The 21,025-nt window shown below is 60.1% G+C and carries 21 protein-coding genes and 1 tRNA gene; 8 read left to right on the top strand and 14 right to left on the bottom strand.

Features of this window, described 5'->3' with window-relative positions:
- Nucleotides 1-47: 47 nt before the first annotated feature.
- Nucleotides 48-986 (bottom strand): ACP S-malonyltransferase, encoded by a 939-nt coding sequence (gene fabD, locus BLW66_RS03210; RefSeq protein ID WP_089944917.1) that lies wholly within the window; start codon nucleotides 984-986, stop codon nucleotides 48-50.
- 169 nt (nucleotides 987-1,155) lie between these two features.
- Between fabD and BLW66_RS03205 the strand changes: the two genes are divergently transcribed.
- The gene (locus BLW66_RS03205) at nucleotides 1,156-2,355 is read left to right on the top strand and encodes a cytochrome b/b6 domain-containing protein (RefSeq protein WP_089944914.1); all 1,200 of its coding nucleotides are present in this window, start codon (nucleotides 1,156-1,158) and stop codon (nucleotides 2,353-2,355) included.
- On the opposite strand, the gene otnK is transcribed toward BLW66_RS03205, so the two are convergent.
- From otnK to BLW66_RS03190, 3 genes are all read right to left on the bottom strand, one after another.
- Nucleotides 2,352-3,608 (bottom strand): 3-oxo-tetronate kinase, encoded by a 1,257-nt coding sequence (gene otnK, locus BLW66_RS03200; protein ID WP_089944910.1) that lies wholly within the window; start codon nucleotides 3,606-3,608, stop codon nucleotides 2,352-2,354. The genes BLW66_RS03205 and otnK overlap by 4 nt on opposite strands.
- A complete protein-coding gene (gene ltnD, locus BLW66_RS03195; protein ID WP_089944907.1) occupies nucleotides 3,605-4,504 on the bottom strand; it encodes an L-threonate dehydrogenase in 900 nt (299 codons plus the stop codon). The genes otnK and ltnD overlap by 4 nt, the downstream gene beginning before the upstream one ends.
- A gap of 178 nt (nucleotides 4,505-4,682) precedes the next feature.
- Nucleotides 4,683-5,252, bottom strand: a complete 570-nt coding sequence (locus BLW66_RS03190) for a YceI family protein (protein ID WP_089944904.1) — start codon at nucleotides 5,250-5,252, stop codon at nucleotides 4,683-4,685.
- A gap of 287 nt (nucleotides 5,253-5,539) precedes the next feature.
- Between BLW66_RS03190 and rpsF the strand changes: the two genes are divergently transcribed.
- From rpsF to rplI, 3 genes are read left to right on the top strand one after another with little or no spacing between them, the layout of a single operon-like run.
- Nucleotides 5,540-5,890 carry a 30S ribosomal protein S6 gene (gene rpsF, locus BLW66_RS03185; RefSeq protein ID WP_073139127.1) on the top strand — a complete coding sequence of 117 codons (351 nt, stop codon included), beginning with the start codon at nucleotides 5,540-5,542 and terminating at the stop codon, nucleotides 5,888-5,890.
- Nucleotides 5,891-5,921: 31 nt separating this feature from the next.
- Entirely contained in the window at nucleotides 5,922-6,149 is a 228-nt protein-coding gene (gene rpsR, locus BLW66_RS03180) for a 30S ribosomal protein S18 (protein WP_073139131.1), read from the top strand.
- 12 nt (nucleotides 6,150-6,161) lie between these two features.
- Nucleotides 6,162-6,788 carry a 50S ribosomal protein L9 gene (gene rplI, locus BLW66_RS03175; protein WP_089944901.1) on the top strand — a complete coding sequence of 209 codons (627 nt, stop codon included), beginning with the start codon at nucleotides 6,162-6,164 and terminating at the stop codon, nucleotides 6,786-6,788.
- Nucleotides 6,789-6,926: 138 nt separating this feature from the next.
- Here the strand turns inward: rplI and BLW66_RS03170 are convergent, their stop codons facing one another.
- From BLW66_RS03170 to BLW66_RS03160, 3 genes are all read right to left on the bottom strand, one after another.
- Nucleotides 6,927-7,505, bottom strand: coding sequence for a hypothetical protein (locus BLW66_RS03170; RefSeq protein WP_089944897.1), 579 nt, complete (start codon nucleotides 7,503-7,505; stop codon nucleotides 6,927-6,929).
- Nucleotides 7,506-7,667: 162 nt separating this feature from the next.
- Nucleotides 7,668-9,005, bottom strand: coding sequence for a trigger factor (gene tig, locus BLW66_RS03165; RefSeq protein WP_089944894.1), 1,338 nt, complete (start codon nucleotides 9,003-9,005; stop codon nucleotides 7,668-7,670).
- Nucleotides 9,006-9,025: 20 nt separating this feature from the next.
- Nucleotides 9,026-9,109: transfer RNA gene (locus tag BLW66_RS03160), tRNA-Leu, on the bottom strand.
- Between the two features lie 255 nt (nucleotides 9,110-9,364).
- On the opposite strand from BLW66_RS03160, the gene BLW66_RS03155 reads away from it, so the two are divergent.
- Nucleotides 9,365-9,868, top strand: a complete 504-nt coding sequence (locus BLW66_RS03155) for a Hint domain-containing protein (RefSeq protein WP_089944891.1) — start codon at nucleotides 9,365-9,367, stop codon at nucleotides 9,866-9,868.
- A gap of 77 nt (nucleotides 9,869-9,945) precedes the next feature.
- On the opposite strand, the gene BLW66_RS18250 is transcribed toward BLW66_RS03155, so the two are convergent.
- Both BLW66_RS18250 and BLW66_RS18245 read right to left on the bottom strand, forming a co-directional pair.
- Nucleotides 9,946-10,803, bottom strand: coding sequence for an NAD(P)H-hydrate dehydratase (locus tag BLW66_RS18250; RefSeq protein WP_342027812.1), 858 nt, complete (start codon nucleotides 10,801-10,803; stop codon nucleotides 9,946-9,948).
- A complete protein-coding gene (locus tag BLW66_RS18245) occupies nucleotides 10,800-11,495 on the bottom strand; it encodes an NAD(P)H-hydrate epimerase (protein ID WP_342027811.1) in 696 nt (231 codons plus the stop codon). The genes BLW66_RS18250 and BLW66_RS18245 overlap by 4 nt, the downstream gene beginning before the upstream one ends.
- A gap of 149 nt (nucleotides 11,496-11,644) precedes the next feature.
- Here BLW66_RS18245 and BLW66_RS03145 point away from each other — a divergent pair, with 149 nt between their 5' ends.
- A complete protein-coding gene (locus BLW66_RS03145) occupies nucleotides 11,645-11,983 on the top strand; it encodes a P-II family nitrogen regulator (RefSeq protein ID WP_089944888.1) in 339 nt (112 codons plus the stop codon).
- 38 nt (nucleotides 11,984-12,021) lie between these two features.
- On the top strand, nucleotides 12,022-13,428 hold the full coding sequence (gene glnA, locus BLW66_RS03140) for a type I glutamate--ammonia ligase (RefSeq protein WP_089944885.1): 1,407 nt from the start codon (nucleotides 12,022-12,024) through the stop codon (nucleotides 13,426-13,428).
- 64 nt (nucleotides 13,429-13,492) lie between these two features.
- On the opposite strand, the gene BLW66_RS03135 is transcribed toward glnA, so the two are convergent.
- The 5 genes from BLW66_RS03135 to BLW66_RS03115 form a co-directional block, all read right to left on the bottom strand.
- The gene (locus BLW66_RS03135) at nucleotides 13,493-14,476 is read right to left on the bottom strand and encodes a FliM/FliN family flagellar motor switch protein (protein ID WP_139254515.1); all 984 of its coding nucleotides are present in this window, start codon (nucleotides 14,474-14,476) and stop codon (nucleotides 13,493-13,495) included.
- Between the two features lie 108 nt (nucleotides 14,477-14,584).
- Nucleotides 14,585-17,248: an ATP-binding protein gene (locus BLW66_RS03130; protein ID WP_089944876.1), complete on the bottom strand. Its 2,664-nt coding sequence runs from the start codon at nucleotides 17,246-17,248 to the stop codon at nucleotides 14,585-14,587.
- Complete coding sequence (locus tag BLW66_RS03125) at nucleotides 17,248-17,598, bottom strand: hypothetical protein (protein WP_244508538.1); 351 nt, start codon at nucleotides 17,596-17,598, stop codon at nucleotides 17,248-17,250. Before BLW66_RS03125 ends, BLW66_RS03130 begins: the two co-directional genes overlap by 1 nt.
- Nucleotides 17,599-17,606: 8 nt before the next feature.
- Nucleotides 17,607-17,990, bottom strand: coding sequence for a response regulator transcription factor (locus BLW66_RS03120; RefSeq protein WP_089944873.1), 384 nt, complete (start codon nucleotides 17,988-17,990; stop codon nucleotides 17,607-17,609).
- Nucleotides 17,991-18,066: 76 nt separating this feature from the next.
- Entirely contained in the window at nucleotides 18,067-19,356 is a 1,290-nt protein-coding gene (locus tag BLW66_RS03115; protein ID WP_089944871.1) for a short-chain fatty acyl-CoA regulator family protein, read from the bottom strand.
- Between the two features lie 253 nt (nucleotides 19,357-19,609).
- Here BLW66_RS03115 and BLW66_RS03110 point away from each other — a divergent pair, with 253 nt between their 5' ends.
- On the top strand, nucleotides 19,610-20,968 hold the full coding sequence (locus BLW66_RS03110; protein WP_089944869.1) for a substrate-binding protein: 1,359 nt from the start codon (nucleotides 19,610-19,612) through the stop codon (nucleotides 20,966-20,968).
- Nucleotides 20,969-21,025 lie beyond the last annotated feature (57 nt).

The raw sequence follows: 21,025 nt of genomic DNA, 5'->3' as shown, positions 1-21,025 counted from the left end.
GTTACTGCCCCTTCTTAATGTGTATTAGCGTGCAAGCACGCCCCTATTTATGCGTTCAGCGCGTCCGCCGCGGCTTTCACGTCCGCCGCCGTGCCGATGGCACGCGTGGCGATGTCGCGGTTGATGCGTCGGATCATACCGGAGAGCGCCTTGCCAGCGCCGACCTCCCAAATCTCGGTCACGCCCTGCGCGCCCATGTAGCTGACACTTTCGCGCCACCGCACGGAGCCGGTCACCTGCTCCACCAGCAGGCTGCGGATCGTTGTCGGGTCGCTTTCCGCGTTGGCGCGGACGTTGGCAACCAACGGGACGGACGGGCGCTGAATTTCAACGCTATCCAAGGCAACGGCCATCGCTTCGGCGGCTGGCTCCATCAAGGCACAGTGGAACGGCGCGCTGACGGGCAACAGCACCGCACGCTTGGCACCGCGCTCTTTGGCGAGGTCCACCGCGCGCTCCACCGCTGCCTTATGGCCGGAGACCACAACTTGGCCGGGATCGTTGTCGTTCGCGGCTTGGCACACCTCGTCGCCCGCAGCCTCTGCCGCGACGGCTTGCACCGTTTCGAAATCAAGCCCGAGCAGCGCCGCCATTGCGCCCACACCTACTGGCACGGCCTCTTGCATGGCCAAGCCCCGCGCACGCAACAACCGCGCGGTGTCGGAGACGCTGATCGCACCGGCCGCAGCCAAGGCAGAGTATTCACCAAGCGAGTGCCCCGCCACGAAGGAAGCGGCGTCAACGCCGACACCTTCGGACTTCAGCGCGGCCATAACGGCCAGCGACGTCGCCATGAGCGCGGGCTGTGCGTTTTGCGTCAGGGTCAGCGTGTCTTGCTCCCCTTCCCAGATCAGCGTTGAGAGCTTTTCGCCCAAGGCGTCGTCCACCTCGTCAAATATGGCTTTGGCGTCTGGGTAGGTGTCGGCCAGATCGCGGCCCATCCCGATGGTCTGAGCCCCTTGGCCCGGAAATACAAATGCGCGCATTGGCTGCTCCCCTATATGCTTCAGGTGTTTTTTCCATGGTCTACCCGACCCGCCGCCCCCTCACAAGCGCCCCAACGCGTTCACGCACAAATCATGTGCATGCTTTTGGCTTTCCAGCGTAGGCGAACTGGGGTCTACCTAGACCACCATGTTTTTCAGGAGCAGCCAGATGCGCGGCAACACCACGGCGACCTATGGGTCCGTTACCAAAAGCTTTCACTGGCTGATTGCCTTGCTGGTGATCACCATGATCCCGCTGGGCATCTACGCCAACGACCTGCCCTACGACACCGGCGAGGCACTGTCCTACAAGGCGCAGATGTTTACCGTTCACAAGACGTTGGGGCTGGTGATTTTCTGGGTCGCCCTAGCCCGCATCGGCTGGGCGTTGAGCCAACCCAAACCCGCCTTGCTGAACGCCGACAAGCGGCTGGAGGCCACATTGGCCGAAATCGTGCATTGGACGCTGTATGCCGCCTTGGTGCTGGTGCCGTTAACGGGGTGGATACATCACGCCGCCACGACGGGCTTCGCGCCGATCTGGTGGCCGTTCGGGCAAGGCCTGCCTTTTGTGCCAAAGGACGACGGCGTGGCCCACACCTTCGCGTCGCTGCACATCGTGTTCGAGCGGGTTCTGGCTGTCTCCATCTTGCTGCATGTTGCGGGGGCACTGAAGCACCACTTCATCGACAAGGACGCCACCCTAAAGCGCATGACACCGGGCATCACCGTGCCGGATCACATCCCTGCGCAGCACCGCTCCGTCGCACCGATCTTGGGGGCCGTGGGGGCGTATCTTCTGGCCTTGGTCATTGGCCTGAGCTTGGGGCTATTCGCAACCCCCGAGGGGGCCGCGCCCGCAACGCCCCGCTTGGAGGCCGTACAAAGTGACTGGAGTGTGCAAGACGGCACATTGGCGATCACCGTGCGCCAGTTGGGCAGCGATGTCCAAGGCAGCTTTGCCGATTGGACCGCCGCCATCGACTTTTCCGAGGAGCCGGACGCAGACGGCCGCCACGGCAGTGTGGAGGTGCAGATCGCCGTTGGCTCCCTCAGCCTAGGCTCTGTCACGGCGCAGGCAATGGGCGCGGACTTCCTTGATGCGTCAGCGCATGACACCGCCGTGTTCAAGGCTGACATCTTGGCGGATCTGGACACATATATCGCGAAAGGCACGCTGACCTTAAAGGGCATCGCGTCGCCTGTGGAGCTGCCGTTCTCCCTAAATATCGACGGGGACACGGCGATCATGCAGGGGCAGACGCGGCTGAACCGGACCAGCTTCAACGTCGGAGAGAGCTATCCCGACGAAAGCTCCCTCGGGTTTGATGTCGCGGTGGAGGTCGCCTTGACGGCGACCCGCAACTAAAGCTTGGCGAGCGCGTCGTCAAAGAATGACACCGCGCCGAAGTTGCCGGATTTCAGCGTCAGCGCGATGTCGCAGCCTGCGCTTTGCGCAAAGCACCACGGCACACCCGGCGCAATTTCCGCGCCGATGGTCAGCTGTGTCACGCCAAGCGCCTTCGTCACCGCGCCTGATGTTTCCCCGCCGGCCACCACAAAACGGCGCGTGCCAAGATCGCGGGCCTTGACGGCCAAGGCTGCCAAGGCGTCCTCCACCACGGCGCCCGCCTTGGCGACGCCCAGCTTGTCTTGCGCGGCTTTCACCGCATCGGGCTCTGCGGTGGCATAGATGATCTTTGCGCGTGTTGCAGGTTGCTGTTCCAGCCACGCCAATGCAGCACTTGCGCCGTTTTGCGCCAGATCGAGCGGGTCCAGACGGTAGCCGTCTGCGTGTTCCAGATAGGCCGCAACTTGGGCGCGCGTCATGGCGGAACAACTGCCCGACAGCACGATAGCGCCCTCCTCTAAGGTCGGTGCGTCCAGTTTGGGGGCATCTGCGGCGAGCGTCCCGTCCTTCATGTAGAGCGCGGGCAAAGCCATCGCCACCGCGCTGCCGCCCGTCAGAAGCGTCATGTCGCGGCAGGCCTCGGCGATGACCGACAGGTCATCGTTTGACACGGCGTCCACAACCACATGCGCCACGCCGTCACGCTTTAGCGCGGCCAAGCGGGTTTTGAGGGCCGCGGCCCCTTTCTCCACCACCAAGCGGTTTGCCAGCCCCACGGGCTTCGTCACCTGCGGCGCAAGGAGCCGCATCAGGTTGCTGTCACGCATCGGGGTTAACGGATGGTCACGCATCGGGCTTTCCGCCAGCGGCTGCTCCTCCACGAAGAGGTTCCCCATGAAGATGGAGCGGCCATTCTCTGGGAACGCGGGGCAATAGATCGTCTGATCTGCGCCGAGCTTGGCCATCAATGCCTCTGCCACGGGGCCAATGTTGCCGTCCGCCGTGCTGTCAAAGGTTGAGCAATACTTCCAAAAGAAGCGCGCTGCGCCCGCAGCTTGCAGCCAGTCCAGCGCACGCAGGCATTCGGCAACGGCCTCCGCTACAGGCTCCGTGCGGCATTTCAGGGCGATCACCTCGAAGGCGGCGGGGTCTTCGGGCGGGCCGTCTGGCACCCCCATGTGCAAATTCACCTTCACGCCGGAGCGCGCAAGCAGGCCCGCCAAATCCGTGGCCCCCGTGAAGTCATCCGCGATGCAGCCCAGAACCGTCATGACATGCCCGGCAGTTTGATGTCGCCTTTACGTGCCAACAGCTTCGCCACCGCCGCGTCGTCCTCGCGGCCCATGCCAGCGGCGGAGGCTTCCTTGAACAGCGCCAAGGCGGTGTGGGATAACGGCACGGGGTGAGTATCAGCCTCCCCCGTGACGATGCCCAAATCCTTCACAAATATATCGACCGCCGAATGGGGCGTGTAATCACCCTGCACAATATGTGCGCCGCGGTTGCCGAACATCCAAGAGTTGCCAGCGCATTCCTGAATGACCTCATGCAGCATCTCCAGATCAAGGCCGATCTTCGCCCCCAGTGTCAGCGCCTCGGCTGCGGCGGCGATGTGAACGCCCGCCAGAAGTTGGTTAATCATCTTCACCTGCGAGCCTTTGCCCGCCGCGTCGCCCAAGCGGTAGACCTTGGTGGCGACGGCATCGAGACAGGGCGCGGCTTTGTCAAAGCCCGCTGCTGGGCCGGACGCCATAATCGTCATCTCCCCCGTCAGGGCCTTGGCCGATCCGCCGGACACTGGCGCGTCAATCGCCAGCATGCCTGCGTCCGTTATGCGTGCGGCCAAATCCGTGGCGCGCGATGGCTCCATCGTGACGCAGGTGACGAACACCGTTCCCTGCTTTGCAGTCGCCACAGCACCGTGCGCACCGAACAACACGTCCTCGGCTTGTTGGCCGTTGACGACGAAGACGAACACCACGTCGGCATTCGCGCTGGCCTCGCTTGGCGTGGCGCAACCAGTGCCGCCCTCAGAGGCAAAGGCCGCCGTGACATCCGCACGGATGTCGACACCGTAAGTTTGAATTCCCGCGCGCAGCAATGACACAGCCGCACCCCAGCCCATTGACCCCAGCCCGATAACGGCTGCGGTAGGTTGATTTGACATGAGGCCCTCCCAAGCGCAAAATCTCAATATTTCACTATAATTTCAAAATTTGTGCCTTTTTTCGATAATGCTGTCAATCGCGCTTCTCCGCACTCATCTGATAAATCCGCAAAAAAGCCCCGCCAGCAGGATGTGCCAGACGGGGCTTAACTTAGCGCGGTAAGATCGGAGTCGCGGTTTACTCGGCTTTTTTCGCCTCAATGGAGATTTTCACCTCGACTTCGTCGCTCACTGCGGGGGCGAAGGCGCCCAAGCCGAAGTCAGAGCGCAGAACGGTGGTTGTCGCGTCAAAACCTAACCACGGCTTGCCTTCCATCGGGTGCGTGTCGGATTTGTTCAGCTGCGCGTCCAGCACCACGGATTTGGTCACGTCGTTCATCGACAGATCGCCGGTGATCTTGGCGGTCGTGTCGCCTGTGACTTCAATGCCGGTGGAGGTGAAGGTGACCATATCCCCATCTTCCGCGCCAAAGAAGTCAGGCGACATGAAGTGACCGGTGCGCTGCTCCCAGCCGGTGAACATGCTGTTTACGGGCATGGAGACGGACACCGTGGAGGCGGCTGGATCTGCTTCATCAAAGGAAATCTCGCCTTCAAAGCCGGAGAACATGCCGTATGTGGTGGAGAACCCGAGGTGGCTGTAGCTGAACAGCACTTGGCTGTGGCTCGCGTCCAGCGTGTAAGTGTCAGCGGCAAATGCGGTGGTCGAGGTCAGCGCGAGCGCTGCGGCCAAGGCGATGGATTTCATATTTGATGTCCTTTCAAAGGGTGTTGTTTCTCACCTCTTAAGTTGGCGGATACGCCGTGAAAGGCAATCCGCTGCCCATCAACAGTTTGTGTGCGTAAATGCGGAGCGGTCGCAGGGTGCCAACAATCTGTAAAATAAGGCGCACAAGGCTTGCGCCCTGCCCGATCCCTGCTATACCGCGCGGACCTTCGTGAAACTATTTGAACCGCGATGCCACTCGTGGATGGGTGCGAAGGTCTTGATTGCCCGTCCTGTGAAGCACGCCTTAAAAGTAAGAGGAATTACACATGCCAATGTATGAGCACGTGTTTATCTCGCGCCAAGACCTGAGCAACACACAAGCTGAAGGTCTTATCGAGCACTTCTCCGCAGTCCTGTCGGACAATGGCGGCAAAGTTGTCGAGCACGAGTACTGGGGCCTGAAGACTATGGCCTACAAGATCAACAAAAACCGCAAGGGCCACTACGCCTTCGTCCGTTCAGATGCGCCAGCCGCAGCTGTTCAGGAGATGGAACGCCTGATGCGCCTGCATGACGACGTCATGCGCGTTTTGACCATCAAGGTTGATGCGCACGAAGAAGGTCCATCCGTCCAGATGCAGAAGCGCGACGAGCGTGAACGCCGCCCTCGTAACTAATTTTGTTGACCTGAAAATAAGGAGCTAAACCATGGCTGCTAAACCATTTTTCCGCCGTCGTAAGTCCGATCCGTTTGAAGGCGACAACGCGCCTAAGATCGACTATAAAGACACCCGCACACTGCAGCGCTACGTATCCGAGCGCGGCAAAATCGTACCTTCGCGTATCACAGCCGTTGGCGCCAAGAACCAGCGTGCGCTGGCCCGTGCCATCAAACGCGCACGTTTCTTGGCCCTGCTGCCCTACGCAGTGAAGTAAGGAGCAAAGCACATGCAAGTAATCCTTCTGGAACGCGTCGCGAAACTCGGCCAAATGGGCGAAATCGTAGACGTAAAGCCGGGCTTCGCCCGCAACTATCTCTTGCCACAAGGCAAGGCGATGAACTCCAACAAAGCCAACATGGCTGTCTTTGAAGCGCAAAAAGCGCAGCTCGAAGCAACCAACCTGGAGACCAAGAAAGAAGCCGAAGCAATGGCTGAAAAACTTGGTGGCCAGCAGTTCATCGTGATTCGCCAAGCTTCCGACGCTGGCGCTCTGTACGGCTCCGTCACCACCCGTGACGCAGCAGACAGCGCAACAGCTGAAGGCTTCACCGTTGACCGTGGTCAAATCGTGCTGGAACGCCCGATCAAATACCTCGGCGTTCACGACGTGACTGTACGTCTGCACCCTGAAGTCGAAACATCGTTCGCACTGAACGTTGCACGCTCGGTTGAAGAAGCAGAACTGCAAGCCTCCGGCAAGTCGATCCAAGAACTGGCCGCTGAAGCAGAAGCTGAAGCAGAGTTCGAAATCTCCGAACTGTTCGACGATATGGGCGCTGCGGCGGCTGACGACGAAGAATTGGCCGAGGCTGTTGAAGCCCCGGCCGCTGAGGAAGACGAAGACAAGGCTTAAGCCGTCCCGTCGACTAACAGATTTAAGGCCGCCCATAGATTTGGGCGGCCTTTTTCGTGGGCTGAGACACTGCGCGCACAAAAAAGCGGCCCCCCTGCCCAGCAAAGAGACCGCATGATCGTGTGATTTATCAGGTGATTATGCCACGCCCGCGTCTTGGCGCAAGCGGCGCAGCAAAGGCTCCAGATCCATCATATCGCCGCCAAACAGGTTGATGTGCTTCTGGCCTGCCGTCAGGGTGATTTTGCCATAGTCCCAGCGAGACAATGCACCGCGCAGCTCCGTCATCAAGTCGGCGTCGCTGAGCTCAATGCGGCTGATTTCTTCAAAACGAAATGTTCGGCGCGACTGCAACATGCCGTAGGGCGCGCGTGTCAAAACGTGCAAAACGCGATCTTTCACGTTTACCTGCACCTCGTCGCGGCTGCTGGCGAACGCGCCGTTCACAACCAAAGCGGCGGCGACAATATAGATAGCGGTGGACAGAATGGCCTTGGTCATCGACGGGTCACCGGGGAAGCTGGCGTCGGCTAGGGTCCAGACCATGCCGCCCGCGGCCATCATGCCAAAGCAAAGTGCGGCGGTCGCGGCGCGCGCGGCCATGATGCGCCAGCCTTCCATCTTCGCCTCGCGGATGCTGTACCCCGTTGCCGATCGTTTCACATCAACAGAAGGCTGCTGTTCCGGTGCGTCCAGTGTGAAATCCATCAGCGTCATTGTACATTCCCTCTTTGCTTTCTGTCCTCTGACCATGCGGGGCAATTGAGACCAAATTTCAGCAAAGTTAGGCAAATGCTGCGACGGGCCGCAGACGCTTTTGCGGCAACAAAAAAGGCCGCCCCTACGGGCGACCTTTAATATCTGTTTGTTTTCAGAAGCTTAGGAAGCTTCGTCTTCCAGTGCTTCTACAGCCTTCTCAAGATCGGCTTTCTTGATGCTTTTCTCTGTCACGTCAGCCAGCTCAAAAACGTAGTCGACGACTTTGTCTTCAAAGATTGGCGCACGCATTTGCTGCTGCATCTGCTGGTTTTGCTGCACGAACTCGAAGAACTGACGCTCTTGGCCCGGATACTGACGGGCTTGATTCATGATCGCTTGCGTCATCTCGGCGTCGGTCACCTCGATCTCGTTTTTGCGGCCCATCTCGGCGAGCAGCAGACCAAGGCGAACGCGGCGTTCGGCCAAGGATTTGTGCTCGTCTGTGGTTTCGATCTCTGGGTGATCGTGGCCTTCAACGTCAGGGTTTTCCTCGTGCCACAGCTGGTGCGCGATTTGGCCTGCTTCGGCTTCAACCAGCGATGGTGGCAGCTCGAATTTGACCAAAGTATCCAGCTCGTCCAGCAGCTTACGCTTTTGAACAGCGCGTGCAGCGCCGCTGAATTCAGCTTCAAGACGTTCTGCGATTTGAACTTTCAGCGCGGCAAGATCTTCTGCGCCGAACTGTTTTGCCAGCTCGTCGTTCACTTCAGCGGCTTTAGGCTCTTTAACAGCTTTGATTTTGCACTCGAACACGGCGGCTTTGCCAGCCAGATGCTCTGCTTGGTACTCGGCTGGGAAGTCGACTTTAACTTCTACGTCTTCGTCAACTTTTGCGCCGACCAGCTGCTCTTCAAAACCAGGGATGAAGGAGTTGGAGCCGAGAACCAGCGGGTAGTCCTCTGCTGCGCCGCCCTCGAAGGCTTCGCCGTCTACTTTACCAAGGAAGTCGATGGTGACTTGGTCGCCGTCTTTCGACTTGGAGCCCTTTTTGCGGTCTTCAAAGTTCTGCGCGTTTTCAGCCAAGTTGGCCAAAGCTTCGTCGATGTCTTTGTCTTCTGCTTTCACAACCAGCTTTTCCAGCTTGATCTTCTTCAGATCAACCTCAGGAATTTCTGGCAGTGTTTCGTAAGAAACGGAGACGTCTACGTCGTCGCCCGGCTTCCAGTTTTCATTGGTCATTTTGATTTCTGGCTGCATCGCAGGGCGATCGCCGGTTTCTTCAAAATGCTTGGACATTGCGCCGTCGATGCTTTCTTGCATCGCTTCGCCCATAACCTTGTCACCGAACTGCTTTTTCAGCAGCGCCATAGGCACCTTGCCTTTGCGAAAGCCCTTCATCTCGACTTCGGGCTGAGCCTCGAGAAGCTTTTCGTTCACTTTCTCTTCCATCTCAGCCGCAGTGACTACGATATTGTAGCCGCGCTTGAGGCCTTCGTTCAGGGTCTCGGTGACCTTCATATTAGTCGTCCTTTATATATTGGTGCGGGTGAGAGGACTCGAACCTCCACGCCTTGCGGCGCCAGAACCTAAATCTGGTGCGTCTACCATTCCGCCACACCCGCATAACTGTACTGGCTAAAGAGTCGCCTCCAAAGCCTGCTTGGCGCCCATGTAGCAAAGCCCGTCACAGGATGCGAGACGAAAATAAAACAATTCGACATCTAAAGGTAAGGGAACCCCTACCGCAGGGGGCAAAAGCCACAAATAGATACCGACAACGCCTTGGACTTGTCAGGGTCGTGTCCAGTTTCTGCCTCATTTCGACTTCACTCATTACACATCGGATGAAGTAACAATAAAATGATCGGAGTGCTCAAATGTCTGCCAACATGCACAAAACGTTCCACGGGGAAAACGACATCAAGTTGATCGGCCTTCTGGATGGATCACAAGTTTTGACACTGCGCGGCTACCTGCCCGTTTCCAGCCTTGAAGCTGGCGACCGCATCGTGACCCGCAACGGCACCCGCACCCTGCGCGAACTGCATGTAGAGCGCCACATGATGCGCCCGATCCGCGTAGGCCAAGGCACCTTGGGTTTCTCGCGCCCCAACACCGATATGATGGTTGCCCCTGATCAAGAGGTCATGGTTCGCGACTGGCGCGCAGAGATGCTGTTTGGCCGCGACATGGTTATCGTGAACATCAACAACATGGTCGATGGCAAACACATCACCGAAGATCCAGAGCTGGACCTGCACGACCTGTACCAGCTGCGCTTTGACAGCGAAGAAATTTTCTACGCTGACGGCGTTGAAGTTGTCTCCAGCTTCGTCGCAGAAAATGCTGTGACACCAACAGGCGCACTCGTCGCCGCTTAACCGCTACCAACCACTTGCTACACAAGACGATTGGCAGACGGGGCCTCGCGATTGCGGGGCCCTATTTCGTCGTAAAGCTAAACCCCTAAATCGCGATACAGATACGGAATTTGCTGCGGCAGGTCTTCCGCGATCAGGCCAGCGCCCAGCATTTTCGCCGCCATGGCGTGCAATTGCGCGCCCGTTTGCGCGGCCACATCCGGCGCAAACCCGCGCGCCAGCAACCCCGTGATCATCCCCGCCAGCACATCGCCCGCCCCAGCGGTCGCCAGCCACGCGGCTGACGGCTCCGCCCCCGTATCAAGCACCCAGACCTCTTCGCCGTTTGGGGCGGCCACGGTCGTTTGCGCGCCTTTATAGAGCACGACCGCGCCCGACAGGTCCGCCGCGCGTTGGGTCGCGTCTTTCTTTTCTTCTAGGGTGAAGGGGCTCCGGTCCTCGCCCAAGCCCGGAAATAGCCTACGGAACTCTCCCGCATGGGGGGTCAGCACGCAGGCTTCGTGCATCATGGTGAACAACTCGCGGTCCTGCGCCATGAGGCTGAGCGCGTCGGCGTCCAAGACCACCGCACGCTGCGCGGCAAGCACCGCGCGCAGGATGGCGCCCTGCGCCCGCTCCACCCCGAAGCCAGGCCCGATGCACAGCGCGTTGATCCGCTTGTCCTCCGCCAAGATCAACGACAGATCCAAGGCCTCCGACACCTCGCGCAGCATGATCCCCGTCAACTGCGCCGCGCATTCTGGCAACGCATCTTGCGGCGCGCCGAGTGTCACCACCCCTGCGCCCACACGCAACGCCGCCATCGCCGCCAGACGTGCGGCGCCTGTGCGGTACGCTGGTCCGGACAGGACCAAGGCAGAGCCATGGCTGTATTTGTGCTGGTCAGGGCGTTTGCGCAGCAGCTCAATCCGCTCCGGCGTCATTTCTAAGCTCATAGGCCGATATCCTTTACTTTAACAAAGCGCGCCAGTGCCGCTGGGGGCGGGATCACGCCAGCCCCTGCCTCCCGCAAATGGCACGGCTTATATGCGTGAAATGTGACCGTCAGATCAGCGCGCAACGCTGATCCACCGTCAGGTGGGCGCCCTGTCTCGCTGTCCACCCCAGACGGGACGTCTATCGCGACGCGCACGGGCTGCGCGGCCCGCGAAAGGTGCTTGAACACGTCGCGTAGCACAGGTGACGTAATCGGGCGCGACAGGCCGATCCCGAAGAGCGCATCCACAACCAAATCGCACTTGGAATAATCCGTGTCCAAGGCGTGTTCGATCTCCGACACGCTGCCGTTGAGCATCCACCTGTCGTAGTTGGTGCGCGCGTCGGGCGGCAGTGACCTTGTATCCCCGTATGCGAACACCTCGACGCCCCACCCCGCATCACGCAGCAAGCGCGCAACGACATAGCCATCCCCGCCATTGTTGCCCGGACCGCATAGAACCACCGCGCGGTGCGCGTCTTTTGCCATCGCGGGCCATTCCTCAAAAATGGCCTCAACAACGCCCTGACCGGCGCGCTCCATCAGTTCCAGTCCGGTGACGCGCCCCGATGCGATGGCCTCCTGCTCCAACGCGCGCATTTCGTCGCTAGTGATTGTCTTCGGAACACCTTCGCTGTCAGAAGTTTTCATTTCGCACACTTTCACGCCAGTTTGCCCAAAAATTAAGCACATCATGTTCGAGCTAGGCGGTTCCCTGCCCCAACGACAGTCTGCCGATTGTGCCGCCCAATTGAAAGTGGTCTGACCCAATCAAGACGAGCAAAGGGAGTCGGTCTGAGATGAAGAAGATTGAAGCGATTATCAAGCCGTTCAAATTGGACGAAGTGAAAGAAGCGCTGCAGGAGCTGGGCATTCAAGGCCTCTCCGTGACCGAGGTCAAAGGCTTTGGCCGCCAGAAGGGTCACACGGAACTGTACCGCGGCGCGGAATATGTCGTCGACTTCCTGCCGAAAGTTAAAATCGAGGTCGTGCTGGCCGATGACCAGCTTGATGGCGCGATTGAAGCGATCATCGAGGCCGCCAAAACCGACAAGATCGGTGACGGCAAGATCTTCGTCTCCACTGTGGAGCAAGCCATTCGCATTCGTACCGGCGAGTCCGGCGACGACGCGTTGTAATCATACACTATCTTAACTGACAGAAGAGGAACGGTCAGATGAGCAACAAAGATTTGTTGAAGACCATCAAGGACGAGGGTGTCGAGTACGTTGACATCCGTTTCACCGACCCACGCGGCAAGCTGCAGCACGTGACCATCGTTGCTGACCTCGTTGACGAGGACTTCCTGGAAGAGGGCTTCATGTTTGACGGCTCCTCCATCGCGGGCTGGAAAGCCATCGACGAGTCCGACATGAAGCTGATGCCAGACGCGAAATCCGCGTATATGGATCCCTTCTACGCCGAAAAAACTATCTGCGTGCACTGCACGGTTGTAGAGCCCGACACCATGGAGCCTTACGACCGCGACCCGCGCGGCACCGCCGAAAAGGCCGAGGCTTACCTGAAGACCACCGGCATCGGTGACGTGTCTTACTGGGGCCCTGAGGCTGAATTCTTCCTGTTCGACGACGTTCGCTTCTCGGTTGAGATGAACAAAGTGTCCTTCGAGGTCGACGCGCAAGACGCCTCTTGGAACTCCGACACCGAGTACGAGATGGGCAACATGGGCCACCGCCCGGGCATCAAGGGCGGCTACTTCCCTGTGAACCCAACCGACGCAGCCCAAGACCTGCGCGGCGAAATGCTCTCCACCATGAAGCGCATGGGCATGAAGGTCGACAAGCACCACCACGAAGTGGCGTCTTGCCAGCACGAGCTGGGCTTGATCTTCGGCTCCCTGACGCACCAAGCGGACGAGCTGCAGAAGTACAAATACGTGATCCACAACGTGGCCCACGCCTACGGCAAAACAGCGACATTCATGCCGAAGCCAATCGCTGGCGACAACGGCACCGGTATGCACGTGAACATGTCGATCTTCAAAGACGGCAAGCCACTGTTCGCAGGCGACAAATATGCTGACCTGTCGCAGGAAGCGCTGTACTTCATCGGCGGCATCCTGAAGCACGCCAAAGCGTTGAACGCGATTACCAACCCGTCTACCAACTCCTACAAGCGCCTGATCCCGGGCTTTGAGGCTCCGGTTCTGCGCGCCTACTCCGCACGCAACCGTTCGGGTTGTGTACGTATCCCATGGGCCGAGAACCCCAAAGCCAAGCGCGTTGAAGCCCGCTTCCCTGATCCGGCGGCGAACCCCTACCTGTGCTTCGCGGCCTTGCTGATGGCTGGCCTTGACGGCATCAAAAACAAGATCGATCCGGGCCCGTCTTCGGACAAAGACCTTTACGATCTGCCGCCAGAAGAGTTGGCGAACATCCCGACGGTTTGTGGCTCTTTGCGTGAAGCGCTGGACGCTTTGGAAGAAGATCACGAGTTCCTGCTGGCTGGCGACGTGTTCACCAAGTCGCAGATCGATGGCTATACGGAACTGAAGTGGGAAGAGGTTTACGCCTACGAGCACACACCGCACCCAATCGAGTACAAACTGTACTACAGCTGCTAAATTCTAGCGTTCTAGATATCGGAAAAGGCACCCCTTGTGGGTGCCTTTTTTGTTTGCGCGGCGCCTAGGTTTCAAGCGCGGCAGGTTCTGGGCTGACGCGATCCTCCCCCATGTCGGGCAGTGGTTCTGGCAAGGCCTCTTTCGGCAAGGCGGCGGGCGGCGGCACGTCCATCTCAACGGTCGGCGTCTGCGCGGGCGGCGGTGCGCCGTTCAGCCGGAAGGCGCGGTGCCCGCCGAGTTGGCCCAAGCGCCCCTTGCCCAGCGTCACGCCCCTCCGGTCGCACAGCTGCGCACGCCCTAAAATTCCGTCAGGCAACGGGATGATGGTGCCGTCATCAAAGCCCAACAAGGTCTTCACCGGCAGGCGCACAGACGGCAGATAGGCCCGTAGGTGCAATTCGCTGTCTTGCAATGCGGCCACCATATCGGGGTTCACCTGCTGGCGGACGGGTTTGGCCGGATCAATGGCAGCAGGGAACATCAAAACCGCTGTCCCTGTTTTCAGTCCCGGCCCCAAATCCAACGTCAGGGTTAGAACGTCGTATGACCTTTCCGACATCGCCAAGCTAAGCGCCGCGCGGTCGGTTTGCGGCGCACCGCAGTTGTAGCCAGCCAAGGCGCTCGCGTCGCGGCGATCAACGCTCACCTCCGCCAGCTTGCCCACCACCGCCTGCGCGAATCCGGTGCTGAGGGCGGCATCAATCGCGGTGACCGGACGCTCCACCCGTGGGGCGGCTGATATGCGGCCCAGCGTTTGCTGCTCAATCAGCGCGTCGATCAAAGTGCCGTCAAACACCAACAAGCCGCGTGTGCCATTTGGCCCGTCCAAAACATGCGGCACGGCAATGTCAGGGATGAGAGAGAGCGCCTTGGCCTGCGGGAAGGATTGCGCCTGCGCGTCACGCACCAACAGGTCGATCCCGTGGCCCAGTTTCGCAGGACCGCGAAACAGCCCGTCCGCAATGTCTTCCAGCAAGATGTGCCGTGCGCCGCGCGTTGGTTTGCACGGGCGCACCATAAACGCCAATGCCGTGTTTGGTCCTGTCACGATATCCGCCTACTTGTTCTCGACTTGTTCCGAGGCAGAATTGACCGCAACGTGCTGCGATTTGATTAACCGACAAACTTGAACTGAATTTTTCTACGCAACGCGCGCTCAAACGTTGGTTAACGGAATATGTACACGAAACGCAGCACCGCCCTGCCCTGGTACGTAATCCAGCGAGCCGCCAAGCCGGTGCACGATCTCCCGACTGATCGCGAGCCCCAAACCAGCACTGCCCGCCGACGCCTGATCGGTGAGGCGCACGAATTTTTCAAACACAACCGTCGCGTCGTCGGGCGATATCCCAAGCCCGTTGTCGACAAAGTCGATATCCACGTAGCCTTTGGATTGCGACACGTTGATCCGCAGCTTTGGCGCGTCTGACACGCAGTATTTCTGCGCGTTGGAGATCAGGTTGATGAACACTTGGCTGAGCCGGTCGGTGTCTGTTTTAAGGTAAATCCCTTCCCCCTCCGACTGGCGAACGACCTCTAGCCCGCCGTCGGCTAACCCCGCCGAAGCCACCGCGCGGTCCAGCAGGTCGCTGATGCGGGCGGTCTGGACATTGAGGACGACTTGCCCGTTCTCCAGCACGCTCAGGTCCAGCAAATCATCCAGAAGCCGCGTCAGGCGGATGCTTTCCTCGTGGATGATGCCCGCGTAGCGGCTGCGGGCCTGCGCGTCCAATCCGCCTTCCTTCAGGAACTCGGAGAAGGAGCGGATCGACGTCATCGGCGTGCGCAATTCATGGCTGACTTGGCTCAGGAAAGCGTCTTTCTGCACCGACAGCGCCGTCAGTTTAGCGTTGGCTTCGCGCAGCTTGCGGGCGATTTGCTCCAGCTCCCGCGACTGGGTTTCCAGCTTGCTGGAGTATTCCAGCATCTGCGCGCTTTCATCGGCGACGGCCAGTAAATCCCGCACTGTGATTGACGCCTGCCCGTTGATCTGGGCGATCATCGCGTGGGCCGTGGCACTGCCGACGGAGCCAGCTAACTCACGCTCCAGCAGGCTGATGAAATCCGGCGTCGGGTCGGGCAGATATCCGGCCTTGCCTTGCCGCGTGGCCTCCCGCTGGAACAGGGTCTGCGCCTCGCGCGCGCCCAAGAGCCGCTGCGCCATGACAAGCAGATCTTCCGCCTCCGCCTGCCCGCCAGCGGTGGACACCGCGCCGTCGCCGCGCTCGAACACATTGACGAAACTGGCGCCTTGCAGGCGCTCCATCGGGGTCGGGAAAGACACCAGCGACACCATCACGAAGGCCAGCGTATTCAGGGATATGGACCACAGGATCGAATGCACGAGGGGGTCCATGCCCTGCACGCCCAGCAACGCCTGCGGTCGCAAAGCTGCGATCCCCAGCGGGCCGCTGTCCAGCATGCCGGCAGGGAACACGCCGATTGCAGGCATGAACAAGGTGTAAATCCACAGCCCGAAGCCCACAACCAGCCCCGCGATGGCGCCGCGTCGCGTGCCGCCCCGCCAGAACAGCCCGCCCAAGAGCGCGGGCACGACCTGCGCCACCCCCGCGAAGCTGACCAAGCCGATGGCGGAAAGGGCCCCGGTGCCGCCCGTGGTCCGGTAGTAGGTGTAGCCAAGGCCAAGTACTGCAACAATCGACAGGCGGCGCGACAGCAGCACGACATGGCGCATGTCGCCGGACATGGACGCGCCGCCCGCACGGGTGTTCAGCCAGATGGGCACCACGATGTGGTTAGACACCATCGTCGCCAACGCGATGGAGGCGACGATCACCATAGATGTGGCGGAGGAAAACCCGCCCAGAAACGCCAAGAGCGCCAGCCCCTCTTGTCCCAGTTCCAACGGCAGAGTCAGCACAAAGAGATCGGGGTTCGCCCCGTCCGGCATGACCGCCAAGCCAACAACCGCGATGGGCAGCACGAACAGGCTCATGGCCATCAGATACGCCGGAAACGCCCAAGATGCGGTACGCAAATGCCGCTCGTCGGAGTTCTCCACGACCAGAACCTGGAACATACGCGGCAGGCAGATCACGGCGGCCATGGACAGGAATATCATTGACGTCCAACGACTTGGACTGGGTTGCCAACGCGCCACGGGGCTTGCCTCTATCACCCGCATAGTGTCGAGCACACCGCCCGACACGCCCCAGACCACGAAGATGCCCACCGCGACCAAGGCCACCAGCTTGACGATGGCCTCTAGCGCGATGGCGGTCACCACGCCGTGGTGACGCTCGTTCGCATCAAGGTTGCGGGTGCCAAAGAAGATGGTGAAGAGCGCGAGACCAACGGACAGCCAGAACGCGGTGGCGTTGAGGTCGGAGCCACCACTGACGCCGGTGGGGAAGTCCGCGAAGACGGCTACGGATAGGGTCACGGATTGCAACTGAAGCGCGATATAGGGCGTGGTGCCCGCGATGGATAACACCGTGACAATGACCGCCAGCGCAGGCGACTTACCGTAGCGGCTGGAAATCATGTCGGCGATGGAGGTGATGCGCTCCGCCTTGCCGATGCGCACCAGCTTGCGCAACAGCCACCACCACGCGAGGAACACCACCGTTGGGCCAAGGTAGATCGTCAGATACTCCAACCCCGACCGCGCAGCGTTGCCCACGGCACCGTAAAACGTCCACGCGGTGCAATAGACGCTCAACGACAGCGTGTAGGTCCAAGGGGAGCGCAGGAAGCGCGACGGGCCGCGCATCGCCCGACGGTCCGCGTAAAATGCGACGCTGAACAGTACCATTGTGTAGATGATGGCGACCGTGACGAGGACGTTAAAGCTGACCATCAAGGACGGTCCTCATCGCGGGCCTTTTGGGTCTCGCTCGCTGTGTCCGCCCCCGCCAAGCCCCGCGCGATGGTGGCGCAGGTCGCGATCAGGCAAACCCAGACGAAGAAGAAGTAGATCAGCCGCAGCGCCGTGGTGCCGGAGGCGTTTTCCGGCCCCGGCGTGCCCAGAACCAGTGCAGGTGCCACAAATAGAACCAGCCCCGCAATCGGCAGCAATTTAGCCGCGTCCCCCAGACGGCGACGTTGGTAGACGCGGCGCTCCAAAAACAAGGTGCGCGAGTTTGGGTTGGTGTGCATCAGACCGATGCGGCGGCGTCCCTGCCCTTTAGGTTGCTCTGGCTCCGGCATTTGGCGTCTTAGGACTTCACGGCCGACGCCGCGTAGAGTTCGCGCACCTTGCCCAGCATCTCCTCGTTGGAGAACGGTTTGGTCATGAAGTGGCTGACGCCGTAGCTTTCCGCCAGTTCGCGGTCTTTCGTTTGGCCTCGCGCGGTGAGCATCAGGATCGGCAGATCGCGGGTGCCGGACTGGTTGCGCAGGTCGCGCAGGATGTCAAAGCCGCTGCGCCCCGGCAACATGACGTCTAGGATTACCACATCCGGCGACACCCGCGCGACAGCCTCAACGGCGTCGGCTCCTTCTGCGTGAATGCGCACGGTCCAGCCGTCGCGCTCCAACAGAAAGCTGATCGCCTCAATGATGTTCGGCTCGTCCTCCACGAGCAAAACCGATTTTGACATGCGCCTCACACCTCCCCGAGTTTGGCCATAGTCCCCATTAGGACCGATTTTCGCCCGTTGTCAAAACGACGATGGGCTAGCCTTGGGTTAAAACCGTGGGCTCGCGCCGCGCGGGGCAGTCGCTACGGGCGCAAACGCGGCACGAGGTGCCGACCAATGAGGCGTCTGTCGCGGTCTGATCATCGCGCGCCACCAACAGCATGGCCGCGTGGTACATCGGCGGGCGCTCAAAGCTGAGCGGCCCCGTCGGATACGCCACCGCCATCGCCGTGAACTGTGCGCGGTCCTCGCTCTCGATCACCTGCCGGACGGGAAAGCCCGGCGTGCCGAGCGCGGTGTAGAGCGGCCAAAGCGGGCACCCTGCGCCAAACCACGGCAGCGCAAGACCGGAGGGTGACTTGCGCAGCAAAAGCGCGCCCGCCGCATCACAACAGACCAATCCGATATCGGGCACCGTGGCGCTGCGCGGCAGGCTCGCAAGCCGCCGGAACGCCGCATCAAGGGGCACGTTGAACGTGACGGCCAAGGCCGAGGGATCAAACTGCGCGCTATGCGCAGCCTCGCGAAACGCCTCTAGCGGCATCGCCGCAGCGTCTGCGCTATAGGTGGCGAAGTGCTGCAGGGCGAGCGCACGGGCCTCTGCGCTGTCCAGCTCTGGGAACGTGTCCAGAAGGACTTGCGGGTCACCGCCCTCCTCCAACTCCGCCAAATGATAGGCGCGTGTATCAAGGGCCGCGAACATTGCCTCTAGCGGCGTGGCGCGGCTGGTGTGGTTGCGCGACAGATGATCCAGATGCGCCGCCATCGACGCGGAGCTGTCGGCGAGCCTTCGGCTTTCGGTGTCGATGTTGGAATAGAACCGTGCCTGCCATTCTGCCCCCAGATCCGGCGTTGCGACCAAGATCGACGCGGTGGAGCGGATCGCGGACACAGTCGATAGCACTTCGTGCATTTTCTCGGACAGCACAGGGTCATGGGTCAAACGGTCGTTCAGGCCGCCCACCGTGCGTTCCAGTGCGCGCAGGCGGCGATGCTGGGCCGTGATCTTGGCCGCCCACCCCGGAAACCGCGCCACCAGATCGTCGATCTGATCCAACTCGACCTGCGTATCGCTGTCAGATGCGGCGGCGTCTTGCAGTTCCGTCACGACGGCACGTTCCGCCCCCTGGCTTAGGGTGGAAGGGTCGATGCCCAGCACTTCCGAGAGGGCCAACAGGGTTTTGCCGCCGATTCTGCGGCGATTGTGTTCGATCAAATTCAAGTAGCTGGCAGATATGCCGATCTCGCGAGCCAAATCGGCCTGCTTAAGCCCCCGCATCAAGCGGTGTTCGCGTATCCGAGAGCCTGTCAGGGCAGATTTTGGCATATGCTATCCTTTGCGCTGCGCCTGTGATGCATCTGTTTTCGCAAACGAATCCAGCGGCTTTCCGCAGTGCGGTGAAAAATAGTTTACAATTTCTGCGTAAGCAATGTCCATTTGTTTACAAATTTTCAAAGCAAACCCAATGGCTTGTTGCGCGATTTACCCCCTCGCCCTGATACTAAAGATGGCCTGAGAACCATTCAGACCGCGGCTTCCCCTGAGGAGGAGGGGCCAAAATCAACTAGGGAGGATTTTAATGTCCAATTCAAACTTCACACGTCGCGGCTTGCTCAAGACGTCTGCAATGGCGGGCGGCGCACTGGCGGCGCCTACACTTTTTGATGGCTCTGTCTGGGCCGACGGCCACTCCGGCTACCTGAACGCGCCAACCGGCTCCACGGTCACGCTGGGCTTCAACGTTCCACAGTCCGGCCCATACGCTGACGAAGGCGCGGACGAGCTGCGCGCCTATGAGCTAGCGGTCGAGCACCTGAACGGTGGCGGCGACGGTGGCATGATGAACACATTCTCGTCCAAAGCCCTACAAGGCAACGGCATCTTGGGCAAAAAGGTCGAGTTCGTTACAGGCGACACGCAAACTAAATCTGACGCGGCGCGCGCATCGGCGAAGTCGATGATCGAAAAAGACGGCGCAATCATGATCACCGGCGGCTCGTCCTCTGGTGTGGCTGTTGCTGTGCAAGGTCTGTGCCAAGAAGCTGGCGTGATCTTCATGGCGGGTCTGACCCACTCCAACGACACAACCGGTAAAGACAAGAAGGCCAACGGCTTCCGCCACTTCTTCAACGGTTATATGTCTGCGGCTGCGCTGGCACCTGTTCTGGAGGCACGCTACGGCTCCGACCGGACCGCGTATCACCTGACAGCTGACTACACATGGGGCTGGACGCAGCAGGAATCCATCCAAGCTGCGACTGAAGCTATGGGTTGGAAGACCGCGAACAACGTACTGACACCGCTGGCGACGACCGACTTCTCGTCCTATGTGGCTCCGGTTCTGAACTCCGGCGCTGACGTTTTGGTTCTGAACCACTACGGCGGCAACATGGTGAACTCGCTGACTTCGGCGGTTCAGTTCGGCCTGCGTGAAAAGCAAGTGAACGGCAAAGACTTCGAGATCGTCGTGCCACTCTACTCCCGTCTGATGGCGAAGGGTGCGGGCGAAAACGTGAAGGGCATCTTTGGCTCCACGAACTGGCACTGGTCGCTGACCGACGAAGGCTCCAAAGCATTCGTTAAATCCTTCGGTGAAAAGTACGGCTTCCCACCAAGCCAGGCTGCGCACACCTGCTACGTGCAAACCATGCTGTACGCGGATGCGGCGGAACGCGCTGGCACGTTCAACCCATGCGGCATCGTCGAAGCGCTCGAAGGCTTCAAGTTCGATGGTCTGGGCAACGGCGAGACAGAGTACCGTGCGGAAGATCACCAGTGCTTCAAAGACGTGCTGGTTGTGAAGGGTAAAGACAACCCGACATCCGAGTTCGACCTTCTGGAAATCGTGGAAATCACCCCACGTGCGCAGGTTGAATACGCGGTCGACCACGCAATGTTTGCGGGCGGCGAGCTGGGTAAATGTAACCCGGGCGCCTAAGCCGAAGCTAACATGTAACACGCCGGGGCCTGCTTTTCCCAAAGGAAGCGGGCCCCG

Origin of the sequence: Litoreibacter albidus (assembly GCF_900107015.1) — a bacterium.
In the GTDB taxonomy this organism is placed as follows: Bacteria; Pseudomonadota; Alphaproteobacteria; order Rhodobacterales; family Rhodobacteraceae; genus Litoreibacter; species Litoreibacter albidus.
The sequence above is the reverse complement of the archived record's forward strand: the minus strand, read 5'-3'. Positions and strand labels throughout refer to the sequence as shown.

Bases quoted from the DNA above. Each gene is read 5' to 3' on its own strand.
- BLW66_RS03155 (WP_089944891.1), top strand. From the start codon at position 9,365: ATGTCTGCCAACATGCACAAAACGTTCCACGGGGAAAACGACATCAAG.
- BLW66_RS03110 (WP_089944869.1), top strand. From the start codon at position 19,610: ATGTCCAATTCAAACTTCACACGTCGCGGCTTGCTCAAGACGTCTGCA.
- BLW66_RS03170 (WP_089944897.1), bottom strand. From the start codon at position 7,505: ATGACGCTGATGGATTTCACACTGGACGCACCGGAACAGCAGCCTTCT.
- ltnD (WP_089944907.1), bottom strand. From the start codon at position 4,504: ATGTCAAATCAACCTACCGCAGCCGTTATCGGGCTGGGGTCAATGGGC.
- otnK (WP_089944910.1), bottom strand. From the start codon at position 3,608: ATGACGGTTCTGGGCTGCATCGCGGATGACTTCACGGGGGCCACGGAT.
- rpsF (WP_073139127.1), top strand. From the start codon at position 5,540: ATGCCAATGTATGAGCACGTGTTTATCTCGCGCCAAGACCTGAGCAAC.
- glnA (WP_089944885.1), top strand. From the start codon at position 12,022: ATGAGCAACAAAGATTTGTTGAAGACCATCAAGGACGAGGGTGTCGAG.
- BLW66_RS03145 (WP_089944888.1), top strand. From the start codon at position 11,645: ATGAAGAAGATTGAAGCGATTATCAAGCCGTTCAAATTGGACGAAGTG.
- BLW66_RS03120 (WP_089944873.1), bottom strand. From the start codon at position 17,990: ATGTCAAAATCGGTTTTGCTCGTGGAGGACGAGCCGAACATCATTGAG.
- tig (WP_089944894.1), bottom strand. From the start codon at position 9,005: ATGAAGGTCACCGAGACCCTGAACGAAGGCCTCAAGCGCGGCTACAAT.
- rpsR (WP_073139131.1), top strand. From the start codon at position 5,922: ATGGCTGCTAAACCATTTTTCCGCCGTCGTAAGTCCGATCCGTTTGAA.
- BLW66_RS03205 (WP_089944914.1), top strand. From the start codon at position 1,156: ATGCGCGGCAACACCACGGCGACCTATGGGTCCGTTACCAAAAGCTTT.
- BLW66_RS03125 (WP_244508538.1), bottom strand. From the start codon at position 17,598: ATGCCGGAGCCAGAGCAACCTAAAGGGCAGGGACGCCGCCGCATCGGT.
- BLW66_RS03190 (WP_089944904.1), bottom strand. From the start codon at position 5,252: ATGAAATCCATCGCCTTGGCCGCAGCGCTCGCGCTGACCTCGACCACC.
- BLW66_RS03115 (WP_089944871.1), bottom strand. From the start codon at position 19,356: ATGCCAAAATCTGCCCTGACAGGCTCTCGGATACGCGAACACCGCTTG.
- BLW66_RS18245 (WP_342027811.1), bottom strand. From the start codon at position 11,495: ATGAAAACTTCTGACAGCGAAGGTGTTCCGAAGACAATCACTAGCGAC.
- BLW66_RS03130 (WP_089944876.1), bottom strand. From the start codon at position 17,248: ATGGTCAGCTTTAACGTCCTCGTCACGGTCGCCATCATCTACACAATG.
- BLW66_RS18250 (WP_342027812.1), bottom strand. From the start codon at position 10,803: ATGAGCTTAGAAATGACGCCGGAGCGGATTGAGCTGCTGCGCAAACGC.
- fabD (WP_089944917.1), bottom strand. From the start codon at position 986: ATGCGCGCATTTGTATTTCCGGGCCAAGGGGCTCAGACCATCGGGATG.
- rplI (WP_089944901.1), top strand. From the start codon at position 6,162: ATGCAAGTAATCCTTCTGGAACGCGTCGCGAAACTCGGCCAAATGGGC.